Here is a 15,072-nt window from a genome sequence, read left to right as displayed (position 1 = left end):
CATAAAATCGAAGAGTTTCCATTCACCATTTTACAGACATTGGCTGCAATGAAGCGGCACAACCGCTTTAAGAAGCGTGTGAATGACAAGCAAAACACCGAAAAGGAGGTTTAAAGCGGCGTACACGCAAGCACCGATACGCATTTATGTCGGTGACGATTTCAATCAGATCCGGGTTGATGAGCTTCATCGCCACTCTATCTTGGACAGGCTGAGCGTGAATGTGATATTTTAGGTACATCAGTACGACAAAGGCTTCGGCTTATATTCTTGTTGCAAATAATGATAGCAGCGACCTCGTCTTGCAGAAGCCTCTGTTTTGCAAAGATAAAAGATGAGTTTCCAATACATATTTTATTTGATTGCTTGGAATTCTTCTAAATCACTGTGATTGCGCAATATTTTTCAGACCATTAATGCGTGAGAGAGCTTCTGCGAATTTGCAGATGTCACGATTTATGCCCTGTACGGAGTGCGCGAAGGAATGACTTCCCGATTGTGGGATCTGACAGAACTCTATGAAAGTGAGCAGAGCGGTCTGCGGGCTTTTGTGCGTCGTATTGTTGGAAACTCTGCCACTGCGGAGGATGTCGTTCAACAAGCTTTCCTGAACCTCCTTTCCCGCTATGATGATACGGCACAGGCGCCAGGTCCCGCTTATGTGAAGCGGACAGCGCGCAATCTCGCGCTTAATCACCTACGCGATTCCCGTCGCAGGGCGGATGTCGAAGTCGCGGTGGATGAGCCGGAGCGATTTGCTGATTCAAGACCTTCGCCGGAAATGACTGTGCTTTATCGCAGTGAGCTTCATCGTCTTTTACATTCGATTACGCAGCTTCCGCCCCGTCGACGCGAAGCCTTTGTTCTCAACAGAATTGAAGGATTGAGTTATGACGAGGTCGCCGAACGTATGGGAATTTCGCGAAATACTGTTATAACGCAAATTGTTGCAGCCTTGGCTGAACTCGACCGACGGCTTTCAGAATAATAATAAGCGGGACATCAAGGCGCGCATGACGGAGTTTGAAACCGATCCGGTTTATATGAAAGCGCTGGAATGGTTTGTCCTGTTGCAGGATAAAAGCGTCAGCGCTGATGACCGGCGTGCGTTCTCGGCATGGATTGATTCTGATCCTGCACATCGGATGGCCTATGAGCGTGCGCAAACGCTATGGCAACGCTTTGACACAGTTAAGCCTGAATATGACCGGTTCCGTCGATCGGGTCATCCATCGGCTCGACGTGTGGGTCGGCGTGGCGTGGTTTTGGGCGGAATTGCAGCTCTCGTTCTCATTACAAATGCCTATCTCATGTCGCGCGACGGTCGTTTTGCCACTTATCAAACAAGTGTCGGCGAACGCCGCAGCTTTAGGCTTGCCGATGGCAGCTCTGTGGAACTGGGAAGCTATTCGGCTCTTTCCGTCGATTTTTCGGAGAATACCCGCAATCTTGTGCTCCATGAGGGACAGGGATTCTTTCAGGTCGCCTCCGATCCGTCACGTCCCTTTGTAGTTAGTGCCAATGGAGGCACGATAACCGCCCTCGGGACTGTTTTTGACGTGAAACTGCTAGATCAAGCAGTCACAGTATCAGTTATCGAACACGCGGTTTCTGTGGCGTTCGATCAGGGTACACCCGTGCGCCTTAATGAGGGTTGGCAACTGAGCTATGGGGGCGATGAAGCAACTTTCCCTCATCGCGCTGACCCGCAGACGGTGGAAGCATGGCGGAACGACCGGATCATCTTTGAGGATGTTCCGCTGCGCCGGGTACTCAGCGAGTTGGAACGTTATCGTCGCGGAAGGATTTTCCTCACCGACTCTGAAATCGGCAATATGCCAGTGACCGCCATTTTCGATACGCGTGATGCCGAAGCGGCTCTTGCGACCATTGCCGAAGCCTTGCCGGTTAGGGTGCTCAACGGTTTAGGCTGGATAACTGTCGTTACACGGCGATAGTAACTGAATCAGAAAAATCAGATTTTTTACGAAGGCGATCATTAGATCGTGTTTCCGAGGTGTCTATTCCTCTGAGGGCTGCGCGGCGGCCATGAATTAACAGGAAAATCCTGCCAAACGCAGGGGCGTCAGACATCGAGGATTAAACTATGCGCGTCGATATGAAGAGCCAACTTCGGAACTGTAACAGCCAGGGTTCTCAGGCTCTTCTTAAAACCGGGTTCTCTGTGCATTTGCTTGCAGCCAGTGCGCTGGTAGCGATTACGGCACTCGCACCAAGTACCGTTTGGGCGCAAGTTGCAGGAAATGGCCAGGTGCAGCGCACGTCATTTGACATTCCAGCACAGCCGCTTTCCTCAGCCCTGGTTCAATACTCAAACAAAACCGGCGTCCAGCTGTTCTTTGACGCAAATATTGTGCGTGGCAAAAACTCAGCAGGTGCACAAGGTTCTCTGACACGTACAGAAGCGTTGAGCCGGATTATCTCCGGCTCTGGTCTCAGCTATAGCCTGCAAAGCAATACGGTCACGATATCGGCGCAGCAATCTAGCAATCCGAGCGGCGTTGCGCCCGACGGTGCTTTGGTGCTCAACACGATCACGGTTGAAGGAAATGCCGGTCAGAGCGCATTTGGTCCCGTCGACGGCTATTTCGCGCCCAGCACTTCATCTGCAACCAAAATGGATACGCCACTGATTGAAACACCGCAGTCAATCACGGTTGTTACTGCCGATCAGGTGCGAGATCAGAAAGCCACATCGATCGCCCAGACACTGAGTTATACGCCTGGTGTCTCCGCGCAATCAGGCTCATTCAGCCGGATGGTTGATGATTTGACCATTCGTGGGTTCAATGTAGCTTCCGGCAACAGTGGAACTTTGCGCGATGGTATGAAACTGCAATCCAACGTTTATGACGGTGGGCAAGAGCCCTACGGATTAGAACGAGTAGAAGTTCTGCGCGGTGCCTCCTCAGTTCTCTATGGGCAACTTTCTCCGGGTGGTGTAGTTAATGGTGTTTCCAAGCGCCCTACCGATAAGCCTTTGCATGAAGTCAATGTTGAATATGGCAGCTATAATCGCAAGCAGCTCTCGGCCGATTTCGGGGGCCCAATTACCAATGATGGCAGTCTGACCTATCGTTTAACGGGCCTATTCCGCGATGCGGACAACTGGGTCGATCATACTCCAGACGACAAGTTTTACATCGCGCCAGCTTTGACGTGGAAGCCGGATGAGGCGACATCGCTTACCGTGCTTGGCAGCTATCAGCGTATCAAAACTGGTTTTGCCACTCCACTTCGTTATGAAGATGTCAGCCAGCAGACTATTCCGAGCGATCGTTTTCTGGGAATTGAAGGCTTCGATAAATACAACGTCGATATGTATACAATTGGTGGATTGTTCGAGCACCAATTTGAAAATGGCGTGAAGTTGCGTAGCAACAATCGCTATTTTCATTCTGACGTTGAGTGGAACTACATGTTCGGCAATCTGGCTCCGTCAAGCAATGGAAAGCTTACGCGTCTTGCGAGTGAACGTTTTGAGACGTCGTATGGCGCGACCTCTGACACGTCTCTTGAATATACCTTCAACACGGGTTCGATCGAACATAAAGTTATAGGTGGTTTCGACTATTATCGACGGTCATATGATTCAAATCGATACAGAGGCACAGCTTATAGCGTGCTCGATCTTGAAACAGGCCAATACACTGGTAGCCCTGCAGTGAGTCACGCCGTCAATCGCGGTCAGAGAGCATTAGGTAATCAATACGGGCTTTATCTACAGGACCAAATTAATTTTGACGAGCATTGGACGTTGTTGCTTGGTGGCAGACATGACTGGTCTGAGAGCACAACGACGAATTATCAAAATGGAAAGGTCACAGATCAGAAGAATAACGCATTCACCGGACGAGCTGGTCTCGTCTATCTTTTTGATAGCGGTGTAGCCCCTTATGTAAGCGTTAGCCAGTCATTTGATCCGCAAATCGGAGCAGATGTAAAGGGTGATGCTCTTGAGCCGAACAAGGGACTGCAATACGAAGCTGGCATTCGCTATCAACCAGATGGAACCAATCTCATGTTGAGCGCTGCAGTGTTCGACCTGACCCAAAAAAATGTGGTTACCTACAATTCTTTCGGTGAGGCGTTTCAACAAGGTGAAGTTCACTCGCGCGGCCTCGAACTGGAAGCTAGAGGGCAAGTTGGGGATCTTGGCCTGATTGCAGCCTATACTTTTACCGATGCGACGATCGAACAAAGCGCTAGACCCTACGAAATCGGAGAGCAGGTCGCCCTCGTTCCACGCCATAGTTTCTCACTTTGGGCTGATTATGACCTTGATAAGATCGGCGTGACCGGGGTGAATGTCGGAGCAGGTCTTCGTTATGTTGGAAAAACCAACTTGCCGGATATGGAGCAGGATGTCCCGGGCTACACGATGGTCGATGCGATGATGCGGTTCGATTTGGGTGCCTTTAAAAACGAACTTGAGGGGACCTCTTTGACGATCAATGCACGCAATCTTTTCGACAAAAAGTATTACACATGTGTTGCTCAGGACGGATGCCGCTATGGCGAGCCGCTTACAGTCACAGCGACTCTCGGATATAAATGGTAATCGATAGAAGCATCACGCGTCGAGAGTTACTTGGGGCGGCATTAGCCGCTCTTTTCGCGTTTGTTAGTACGTCCGGCAAGACCGACCAATCAGGCGATACATCGTCGATTTCACGCATTGTCAGCATGGATTTGCTGTTAACTGAATTACTTGTGACGCTGGGCCAACAACCGGTGGCAACGGCTAATGTCCCGCTTTATCAACGTCTTGTGGGCGATCCGGTACTTGATAGCAATGTTGCTGATCTTGGCCCACTGAACGAGCCAAATATCGAATATATGTTCTCACTAAGACCTGATCACATATTGATCGCTGACTGGCAGGCTCCCTCGCTCGATGCCCTTAGAAAAGTCGCCCCAGTCACAGCGTACCCGGTCTTTGCGGGCAAGACCCCCGCCGTTGACCATGTTCAGGCGCTTCTTCGCCAAATTGCCAAACAGACAGATTGTTCTGCGGTTGCAGACCAAGCAATCAATGACTGCGAACGTGCAATCAGTGCAGCGTCGCGCTCACTTACTGGCTTTGACCGCCCGGTTTACGTCTGCCGCTTCAATCGTGACGGCCGAAATCTAGCTATATTCGGCGGCAATGGTTTGATCGGTGATATGCTAAAGCGCCTTGATTTGCAAAATGCTTTTACTGGCCGCGTGAATGCATCTGGTGTTACATCGGCTGCGCTCAACCGTCTTACGGAGAATTCTGAAGCAGTCATTGTCCACTTTGACAGAGGTTCAGAAACAGACGCGGCGTTAGAAAGGCTCTCACAAAATCCAATCTGGAATGCTTTTCCGGCGGTGCGTGCCGGTCGCGTTCTTCGTATGCCTGTAATCTATCCCAATGGGGGTGTGCGTTCGGCTGAACGATTGGCCATACAATTGAGCGAAGGGCTTTCCCGTGCCTAAAGCCACCTCCACTGCAGCGTCGCAACCTGAAACCCCTCGCAATAAAAGTATCGCCCTTGGAAGCTCTCTGATTGTTCTGGGGCTTGTCCTTTTCGCTCTTAACCTTCGGCAAAGTGGGGCCTGGCCTGTCACTATTAGGGCGATGTTTATTCCCGATGACGCGCGGCTTACTGAAATGCTCGTTCATTATGGCTATTTGCCACGTGTAATGGTCGCTATTCTAGCTGGTTTACTGCTTGGTCTGTGCACAACGCTACTGCAGCAGGTGCTCTCCAATCCGCTCGCCGAGCCTGGCACTTTAGGCATTTTCTCGGCTTCGCGCCTTGCCGTTGCTATGACGATCCTCTTCCTTCCCCTCGCGGCAAACTCTGGGTTTATTCTTCCCTCACTGATTGGCAGCAGCATTGCGCTGGCAATCATTCTACTTCTCACTCGCGCAGAACGGTTCGCTCCGCTCAGGATCGTCCTCTACGGAATGGTGCTTTCGCTTTGTTTTGAAGCCGTAACTGCAATGCTATTGATTGCGCATTTTGAAGATCTAGGTGAACTGATCGTCTGGCAATCGGGATCTTTGTCACAGAATAGCTGGCATGTGACGCTGCTGCTTTTGGGTTCAGTTCTGGCTCTCACCTCGGTGGCTTTTCTGCTGTTGCGCCCTTTGACGGCGATGGGTGTCGACGAAAAGGTGGCAACCAGCCTGGGTTCATCACCTAAACTCATCCGGGGGATCGCTTTGGTCGCGGCGGTTGTCGGATCAGCGATTGTAGTTGCTGCGTGCGGCGTGATTGCGTTTATAGGCCTTGGCGGCGCAGCGATAGCCCAGTTTTCTGGAGCAAGGCGGTTCCAAGATCGGTTGATTGCGGCACCACTGATTGCGGCCGGGCTGTTGGTGACGACTGATCAACTGATGGTATTCCTTCTGCCCTCGATTGATATCCCAGCGGGTAGCGTGACGGCAGTCATTGGTGCGCCATTGCTCTTGATCATTCTGCGAAAATCAAGATCGTTGGGCGTCCAGATATCAACTTTAACTTCAGCCGCCTCAATCAACCGCCCCGATTACGGATTTCTCATAGTTAGCCTTTTTGCACTGCCGGCTTTGATGATATTGGTCCTCTTTATCGGCCGAAATCCGGAAGGCTGGTATATTCTGACGCCCAGTGAATGGAGAAGCTATTTTGACTGGAGGGTTCCGCGCACAATAGCTGCAGCTGCGAGCGGGGCCATGCTTGCTACTTCGGGATGTCTCATGCAACGTATGACCGGCAATCCGATGGCAAGTCCTGAATTACTGGGCGTTTCCTCTGGAGCAGCGCTCCTAATGATCCCGGTTGTCCTGTTTTTGCCGCCGCTCGGTCGATCAGAAACTATTATAATTGCGGCGCTCGGCAGCATATTTTTTCTCTCCCTCTCCCTTCGTTTGACGGCAAGATCCGGTTTTTCGCCGGAAAGACTGCTGATGACCGGCATTGCAATCACGGCGCTTTCTGGCTCTGTCATGTCAATTGTGATTTTTCTTGGGGATATGAGACTGACCCGATTGCTGGGCTGGATGTCGGGGTCGCTTTATTCAGTCCGCATGTCCGACGCTTTGATCGCATCAGCAATCTGTTTGACCGGCCTTTGCATGGCATTGCTACAACAGCGTTGGATCGAGATCCTGCCACTCGGCCAACAAGTCTCCCGTTCACTAGGCTTAAGGTTGAGCAGAGCGCGTCTGCTGATAATTCTTCTGACTGGCATTATGACAGGCACCTCCATTCTCCTTATTGGCCCAATCAGCTTTATTGGTTTGCTGGCGCCGCATATTGCTCGATTAACTGGCCAGCAAAGGCCGGTCCCTTTTTTGCTTGCTTCAGCCATGTTGGGTGCTGCCATCCTTACACTAGCAGACTGGGTGGGCAGGTATGTCGCGTTTCCTTGGGAAATACCAGCCGGGCTAATCGCCACGTTTGTTGGTGGTTTCTTTGTCTGCGCGGTAGCAGGTCGCCGATGATCAAAGTGCTTGGTGATCAGTTTACAGGACCACTTGCCGAACTGGCTGAGACGCTTTTTTTGATGGTTGAAACGGCGCCAGATTTTGAGCCCGCACTTTCAATATTCACTGCAAGTCGCTTAGATAGCGTTTTGAAAAAATTCTCTACCCGGTATGAGGAGCCTGAGCCGCGCGCGGTGGCTTCGCAATGGTCTAAACTTTACTTCTCTCGGCTTATTTTACCCGCCGCCGCAGCCGTAATCCTGTTTGATTGGAAGCTTGAGCTTGATCTTTCAACCATGCGGATCGCTCTGGATGACGATGGCGGTAATATGCGTTTTGGTTTGCGCTCAAAGGGCACAAAGCAAACCCCGCTCAACTCCAAGGACCGTTTTTCTTTTCTTGTTGACGCGCACCTTAGCCATGTCATTCCAATACTGTCGGAAGTCAGCGGATTGCCGCGCAAGGTTCTTTGGAGCAATGCCGGAAATATTCTTGAAACTGTGGTGCAGCGTTGCACTGCGTTCCAAGGCCCCGAACACCAGGGCGTCCGGGACGGGCAACACTATCTTGCAACGCGCCGTTTTGACGACAATTCCCTCAATCCGCTGTTCGAACCGGTGCGGTACACTTGCCATAACGCAGAAACGCAACGCAAACGTCGCATTTGCTGCTTGCGTTATTTCATCCCCAGTTTATCAGTCTGCAAAACCTGCCCTTTGGAAAAAGATTAGTCGGCCCCAGTATCGGGCCTGCCCTTCGTCGAGTGGCTGCAGCGGAGCGGCTGACGGTATAGCGTCCCGAGGGATATATTTTTCTCAGTGAAATCCGTTCATTGTGATGCTAGGAAATAATCGCGTGGGAATTCAGACCAAAAAAAGCCGCGCTTCAGCCTGAACTCACCGTGTTGAAATCAACAGTCAGCCGACGCAAAGGTGGGTGTCGACAAATGAGCGTGCATGCTGTGCAAGTTCAAATCCGTCAGTCCAGGTATCGCGCCAGATAGCGAGATCGTTCGAAAGCCCTTCAGCAATCACTGCCGACGAAAAGGACTCAAATGTAATGGGCCCCTTATAGCCAATATCCACCAGTGCATGAAAGAAGCCCGTGAAGTCTATATGACCTGACCCCAGATAGCCGCGATGGTTTTCACCTATATGGATATATCCCAAGCGCTCACCAACTTCATGCAGCGGACGGATCAAGTTATCCTCTTCGATATTCATGTGATAAGTATCAAGATGGATAACCATATTGTCGGCACCGATCTCATCAGCCAATGACAACGCCTGTCTTGCTGTATTGACGAGATGGGTTTCATAGCGGTTACAGACTTCAAGACCCAGTGTGATGCCGAGTTTGCTGGCATCATTTGCCAGATCCTTGATAACAGCGACAGCATTCTCGCGCCCTTTTGCGCTTGCTGGTTTGCCATACTTGCCAAGAGCACTATAAAGCGCGCCAGTGAGTAATTTTCCGCCCAATCCATGTGTTGCGATAAGCGACTGACGCAATAATTCTGCACCTTTGCGAACCACGGATGTGTCATCGCTTGAAACATCGGCATCAAATGCCAGCCCGCGCGAGCAGACAATCGAAAGGTCCGATGCGCTTAGGACAGAGCGTGCATGCTCGACGTCAAGATTATCAAGGTCATGCAACGAGAGCTCCAGCAAATCGTAACCGGCCTCCACACTGCGCTTAGCAGCCAGTTCAATTGAAGCTTTTGATGTATCGCCGGTCCACACCAGTGCATGAACGCCAATCAGATTGTCATAGGTTTTCATCATGCATTCTCCCTCGAACAGGTTTGTACATCGACCCAGCCGTTTGCGGCTTGATTGGATCGGATGCAGGCATCGATGAAATAAAGGCCGTTCAAGCCATCTTCGATCGTCGGATAGGCAACCTTACTCGGATCGCTGATGCGTTGCTGATGGCAGCGAATGGCAGTGGCTGCGGATTTGTAAATATTGCCGAACGCTTCCAGAAATCCTTCAGGATGGCCGGGAGGAACTCGAGCCGAACTCGTATTTCCATAGCTTGCGCCAGCGCCAGCACGCGTCAGCATGCTGCGTGGTTGACCGGCTTTACAATACCAGAGCCGGTTCGGATCTTCCTGCGACCATTCAAGTGAGCCTTTGGTACCGAAGATACGACAATTCAGACGATTTTCATTACCAATGGCAACCTGGCTGATCCAAAATTGTCCCTTCGCGCCATTCTCGTAGCGCAGCAGGATCGAGGCATTATCGTCAACCCTGCGACCTTTGATAAAAGATGTGAGATCCGCGCACAATTGTCCAGGCGTAAGCCCGGTCACGTAGGATGCAAGATTATATGCATGGGTTCCAATATCACCTATTGATCCGCCTGCGCCCGCCTTTTGTGGATCGGTACGCCATTCAGCCGCTTTGGAGCCGTGCAACTCGACAGGTTCACTCAGCCAGTCCTGAACATATTCGCAATTAACGAAACGAATATCGCCCAGTTCACCAGAGAGTACCATGTCCCGCATCTGCCGCACCATGGCATTGCCTGTATAATTGTGTGTGAGGAAAAACAATCCAGGTGCGTTTCGAACGATATCGACAAGTGCTACCGCATCTTCCAGCCTGGATGTAACAGGCTTATCGCAAATAACGTGAAATCCTCCCTCAAGACAGGCCTTCACCGCTGCAAAATGCAGGTGGTTTGGAGTGGCAATTGCTATGACCTCCGCACCGTCTGGTCTGCTTTTCTCTCCGTCAATCAGGGCTTGCACGGTGTCATAAACACGGTCCTGCGCAATACCGAAGGAGGCTGCGGACTTCAGGTTGCGTTCGGGATCCGAACTGAAATCGCCTGCGACCAGCTCAAACTCGTTATCAAGGCGGGCGGCAATGCGGTGCACATTGCCGATTAGGGCACCTTCTCCACCACCGATCATCGCCAATCTAATCTTCTGCATGATTTTCTCCCCATCACCAGTTTGGGATTTAGCCGTTGCACGGAACAACAGATTCGCGCACGCGCATATCCGTCATATGCGTAACGTGTGACAGCGGGCGTTCAGGTTCGCCAATTCGCTGCATAAGAAGCTGCCATGCGCTATCCACCATAGCATTGATGGGCTGCGCGACTGTACTGATTGTCGGTTTGAGCACCGTCATCCAATCGGAATCGTCGAAACCCAGCAACGACAAATCGCGTGGAATTTCCAGTCCTGCCTGTCGTGCCGCCTTGATTGCCCCAAGCGTGGCAATATAGGCAGACGCAAACATTGCAGTCGGTGGCTTTTGACTAAACACTTGTTGCTGCAAGGATTGACGGCACTCCTCTATTGTGACGCCTGCATAGATCACCTTTACCCGGTCCGAGAGACCGGCCTCTGTCATCGCGCGTCGATAGCCTTCGACACGCTGGTTCATATGAACAAGAGTATCGCGCGTTGCGACAAAGGTTATGTCACTATGTCCCTTTTCAATAAGATGGGATGTCCCTGCCCGGGTTGCTGCGATATTGTCGATCGCAACCGTATCGAAATCAGGCAGTTCTGCGCCACGATCCACCAGCACAGTTGGGACAGAACGGATCAGCGAACAACCACTTGAAGATATTTCCTCATCACTGAGAAAAACAATCATTCCATCCACCTGACGGGCAACCAGGGTATCGATAAGATCGGTCTGCGTTGCCAGAAGCTCATTGCTGTTCATCAGCAAAAGCTGCATTCCATGCTGCATGGCGATGGTGCCTGCACGCTGCACAAATTCCGAGAAGAACGGGTTGGTGATATCAGGCACGATAATCCCGATGGAGTTGGTCCGTCCCTGCCGCAGGCTGGAGGCGACAAAATTTGGCTTATAGTTCATCTCCTCTACAGCTGCGAGAACTGTTTTCCTAAGATGTTGATGTACAAACTTGCGACCGGTCAACACATTGGAAACGGTGCTGGGCGCAACACCTGCATACTTAGCAACGTCCTGAATAGTGACCGGCCTGCTAGCCTTTGGCTGGGTTTTTCGCGTCATGATTTCAGGCAACAGCTCCTGTTTACTTCTTGGTGGCGATCAATCGATCCAGCGTAACCGCTACAATGATAAGGCCCCCCATGACAACCAATTGATAGAATGTGGGAACTCGCATCAGATTGAGACCGTTGCTGATCGTTCCGATAATGAGGCCACCGATCACCACCGATGGAATGCGGCCCTTCCCGCCAAAAAAGCTTGTTCCACCAATGATGGCAGAAGCGATTGCAAACGTTTCAAAGCCAGTCCCTGCAGCAGGTTCAGCTGCACCAAGACGTGCCGTACTCAATACGCCAGCAAGGCCTGCACAAAGGCCGGAAATCATAAAGACAATCAGCGTATGGCGCTTGACATTAATGCCCGAAAAGAAGGCCGCTTCGCGGTTGCCGCCAATCGCATAAATGTTACGGCCAAGTCGTGTCTGCTGTGTGAGGTACCAAAGAATAGCAGCCATACCAAAAGCAACGATTACCGGCACAGGGACCCATAGGATGGTACCTGCAAAAGTGTCCATAAAACTATATGGAAAACCAAACACCGGGCTGGCGCCGGAAATAATCAGCGTTATGCCACGGAAAATGGCGTTGGTACCCAAGGTGATGATGAATGGATGCAAACCCGTAAAGTTGACAAGAAGGCCGTTGAATGCCCCAAGGCTAAGCCCTACCCCCGCGCCGCCAATGATCGCTGCACTATAGGGATCAAAGCCTGCGAGCAACAATTTTCCGGTCACAATACCCGCCAGAGCCAAAATAGAGCCGACAGAAAGATCGATACCCGCAATCAGGATAGGGAAGAACTCGCCCAACGCCAAAAGGATCGTGATCGAGCTTTGCAGCATGATCTGAACTAGATTCTGGCGACGCAGGAAATATTCAGGTGAAAGGACACTAAAGAGGACGAGAATGACTACCAGAATGCACAGTGTACCGTATCTGTCCCAGTTTTCCTGAAATTTTCTCATGATGCTGCTCCACCAATTGCATGGCTTAAGAGTGTTTCTTCGGTTGCGCTATGTCCGTCGACGATCGTGGCAATGCTGCCATCACGATAGACAGCGATGCGGTCACAGACACCAAGCACCTCCGCAAGTTCCGAAGACACGACGATAATAGCCTTGCCCTGCAATGCCAGTTGTCGGATGATGGCGTAGATTTCAGCTTTGGCACCAACATCAATACCGCGTGTCGGCTCATCAAAGATGATCAGATCGGGTTCCGTCGCCATCCATTTGGCAACAATGACTTTTTGCTGATTACCGCCGGAAAGTTCGGTCACCATCTGGTCGACAGACGAACTTTTGACCGCAAGTTTCTTCCGCTCTATTTCCGCGAGCCTGCGATCTTCATGTCTATTTACCACCGCACTCATGCCACCGAGCGGCGCATCCTTCACACGCTTGGAAATGATAATGTTTTCCAGGATAGTAAAATTTTGAAAAAAGCCGCTTTTTCTGCGGTTCTCGGTAATGAACGCCATCCCGTTCTTTAAAGCCTCGGATGGTGATTGGGGCGTAATATCCCGGCCATTCAGTTCGATTTTGCCGGATGATCGCTTATCTGCCCCAAACAGGCATTCCATAAGTTCCGTACGACCTGAACCGATCAGACCTGCAAAGCCAAATACTTCGCCATGGCGCACTTGAAAACTTACGTCGCAGACACGGTCATTGGTTGCAGACGTGACATGACTAACTTTGAGAACGACGGGCGATTCATCGGTGAGCGCCTGATTGGTATAATTATGAATGAGCGCGCGGCCAACCATCATCTGCACCAAATCCTCATTGGTGAAGTCAGCGATCAATCCTGTGCCATTGGAGCTACCATCTTTGAGTACCGTGAAACGGTCGCCAATCTGACGCACTTCATCGAATTTGTGAGAAATGAACAATATTGCCATTCCCTCCTGACGAAGCTGGCTGACCAGTTGCAGAAGGTTCTGAATCTCGACGCGTGTGAGTGAGGATGTCGGCTCGTCCATCACCAGAACTTTGACGTTGCCCATCAACGCTTTGGCGATTTCTAGAATTTGCTTATGTGCAATCGGCAGATCACCGGCCCGCCGGTCAAGATTAATATTGATCTTAAGTTTGGCAAGAATTGCCTGGGCTCGCGTGCGCATCAGTGTCCAGTCGATCTTGGACACAAGAAGGTTTCGCTTGACGGGAAGATTGCCAACAAACAGATTTTCGAGCGCGGAGAGCTCATCAATAATGCTGAGTTCCTGATAGATAATGGAAATGCCCGCCTGTGCAGCCTGACCCGGCGTCAGGCGCGTATGGGTTTCATCACCAATTTTGATTTCACCACTCGTTGGCGCGAAAACACCGGACAAAACCTTCATCAACGTTGATTTGCCAGCACCATTTTCACCCAAAAGCACATGAACTTCCCCGACGTGAATATCGAGATTTACGCCTTTCAAGGCTTGAATACCGCCGAATGACTTCGCGATGTTGCGCATCTCGATAAGAGGACGCGATAGTTCGTCGCCAGAATCCGGCATGAGACTCTCCCCGATTTAGGCTCTGTTGAAAATTGGGGTACGGTCAAATTCTCTGTTTTTCGCATTGTGCACCGCAAACGTGCTTCACACCTTTGCTCAGAAAACTCAGACCGCACCCCATATTCTGACTTTTTGCGTTATTCCTTGGTCACCAGCACAGATTCAATATTGACCTGTGGTGCCTCAGCATCCGGCGCAATAAGCTTGCCGGATTTAACTGCCTCAACAGCGGCGACGAGCGCATCTGCTCCAATTGTTGCGGGGTTCTGGGCAACCGTCGCGTCAAGGCGTCCGGCCTTTACAGATTCACGTGCCTCCGGCGCGCCATCCGTGCCCACAACAATCACTTCGCCAGTTTTCCCAGCGTTCTGCACCGCCTGCACAACGCCCAGCGCCATTGTATCATTGGCGCAATAGAAGGCTTTGAGATCCGGCGACGATTGTAGAATATTGGCCGCAACATCGAGAGCCTTCAGACGATCCCAATCGGCAGGCTGACTTGCAACGAGCTTGATGTTGGATGCTTTGCTGAAAGCCTCGGTAGCACCAGCTTTGCGGTCCTCACCCGACGCAACGCCAGCCTTTCCTTCGATGATTGCGACTTCACCACCATCTGCACCAAGCTTTTCAATGATGAAGTTTGCACCATTGGCACCAACAGCCTTATTGTCTGTTGTAATAAAAGCCTGGATGTTTGCACCTGCCTGTTTGAGAGCCGCAAGATCGACCTTCTCATCGATATTTATGAGCGGGATGTTCTTTTTATAGGCTTGTGCTGCTGGCTGGACCAGATTGACCGGTGAAATCGGTGCAAACATGATCGCCTTATAATCGCGGTTGAGTACATCCTCGAACAATTGGAGTTGCGCCTGCGTATCGTCTTCGGTTGGCGATGCAAACACATCGACTTCAACGCCGAGTTCCTTGGCCTTGTCCTCGACCCCTTGTTTCATCGACTGCCAGAAAGGGTTAGAAAGAGTCTTCAGAATAACCGCATAGTCGGCGGCCTGAACAACAGATGCGTTCATGAATGCACCGACTGCAAAAACTGCTGACAACAAAAGTGCTTTACCGGATTTCATGTTCATTCTC

Annotated in this window: 12 protein-coding genes; 6 read left to right on the top strand and 6 right to left on the bottom strand. The window is 51.0% G+C overall.

Annotation, left to right across the window (positions count from 1 at the left end):
- Positions 1–484 precede the first annotated feature (484 nt).
- The 6 genes from QSJ70_RS13710 to fhuF all read left to right on the top strand — a co-directional run bounded on the left by QSJ70_RS13710 (position 485) and on the right by fhuF (position 8,193).
- A complete protein-coding gene (locus tag QSJ70_RS13710) occupies positions 485–988 on the top strand; it encodes an RNA polymerase sigma factor (RefSeq protein WP_215780379.1) in 504 nt (167 codons plus the stop codon).
- Between the two features lie 25 nt (positions 989–1,013).
- The gene (locus QSJ70_RS13705) at positions 1,014–1,958 is read left to right on the top strand and encodes a FecR family protein (protein ID WP_215780378.1); all 945 of its coding nucleotides are present in this window, start codon (positions 1,014–1,016) and stop codon (positions 1,956–1,958) included.
- Between the two features lie 149 nt (positions 1,959–2,107).
- Complete coding sequence (locus tag QSJ70_RS13700) at positions 2,108–4,582, top strand: TonB-dependent siderophore receptor (RefSeq protein WP_285537136.1); 2,475 nt, start codon at positions 2,108–2,110, stop codon at positions 4,580–4,582.
- Positions 4,576–5,484 (top strand): ABC transporter substrate-binding protein, encoded by a 909-nt coding sequence (locus tag QSJ70_RS13695; RefSeq protein ID WP_285537134.1) that lies wholly within the window; start codon positions 4,576–4,578, stop codon positions 5,482–5,484. The genes QSJ70_RS13700 and QSJ70_RS13695 overlap by 7 nt, the downstream gene beginning before the upstream one ends.
- Positions 5,477–7,480 (top strand): Fe(3+)-hydroxamate ABC transporter permease FhuB, encoded by a 2,004-nt coding sequence (gene fhuB / locus QSJ70_RS13690; RefSeq protein ID WP_285537132.1) that lies wholly within the window; start codon positions 5,477–5,479, stop codon positions 7,478–7,480. The genes QSJ70_RS13695 and fhuB overlap by 8 nt, the downstream gene beginning before the upstream one ends.
- Positions 7,477–8,193: a siderophore-iron reductase FhuF gene (fhuF, locus tag QSJ70_RS13685; RefSeq protein ID WP_285537130.1), complete on the top strand. Its 717-nt coding sequence runs from the start codon at positions 7,477–7,479 to the stop codon at positions 8,191–8,193. The genes fhuB and fhuF overlap by 4 nt, the downstream gene beginning before the upstream one ends.
- Before the next feature lie 186 nt (positions 8,194–8,379).
- Here the strand turns inward: fhuF and QSJ70_RS13680 are convergent, their stop codons facing one another.
- The 6 genes from QSJ70_RS13680 to alsB form a co-directional block, all read right to left on the bottom strand.
- A complete protein-coding gene (locus QSJ70_RS13680) occupies positions 8,380–9,249 on the bottom strand; it encodes a sugar phosphate isomerase/epimerase family protein (RefSeq protein WP_285537128.1) in 870 nt (289 codons plus the stop codon).
- On the bottom strand, positions 9,246–10,409 hold the full coding sequence (locus QSJ70_RS13675; RefSeq protein ID WP_285537126.1) for a Gfo/Idh/MocA family protein: 1,164 nt from the start codon (positions 10,407–10,409) through the stop codon (positions 9,246–9,248). Before QSJ70_RS13675 ends, QSJ70_RS13680 begins: the two co-directional genes overlap by 4 nt.
- A 28-nt stretch (positions 10,410–10,437) precedes the next feature.
- Positions 10,438–11,472 (bottom strand): LacI family DNA-binding transcriptional regulator, encoded by a 1,035-nt coding sequence (locus QSJ70_RS13670; RefSeq protein ID WP_285537124.1) that lies wholly within the window; start codon positions 11,470–11,472, stop codon positions 10,438–10,440.
- Between the two features lie 22 nt (positions 11,473–11,494).
- Positions 11,495–12,436 carry a D-allose ABC transporter permease gene (gene alsC, locus QSJ70_RS13665; protein WP_285537122.1) on the bottom strand — a complete coding sequence of 314 codons (942 nt, stop codon included), beginning with the start codon at positions 12,434–12,436 and terminating at the stop codon, positions 11,495–11,497.
- On the bottom strand, positions 12,433–13,980 hold the full coding sequence (locus QSJ70_RS13660; protein ID WP_285537121.1) for a sugar ABC transporter ATP-binding protein: 1,548 nt from the start codon (positions 13,978–13,980) through the stop codon (positions 12,433–12,435). The genes alsC and QSJ70_RS13660 overlap by 4 nt, the downstream gene beginning before the upstream one ends.
- Before the next feature lie 137 nt (positions 13,981–14,117).
- The gene (gene alsB / locus QSJ70_RS13655) at positions 14,118–15,062 is read right to left on the bottom strand and encodes a D-allose transporter substrate-binding protein (RefSeq protein ID WP_215780363.1); all 945 of its coding nucleotides are present in this window, start codon (positions 15,060–15,062) and stop codon (positions 14,118–14,120) included.
- Positions 15,063–15,072 lie beyond the last annotated feature (10 nt).

This window comes from Brucella sp. NBRC 12950 (assembly GCF_030268145.1).
GTDB lineage: Bacteria > Pseudomonadota > Alphaproteobacteria > Rhizobiales > Rhizobiaceae > Brucella.
The sequence above is the reverse complement of the archived record's forward strand: the minus strand, read 5'-3'. Positions and strand labels throughout refer to the sequence as shown.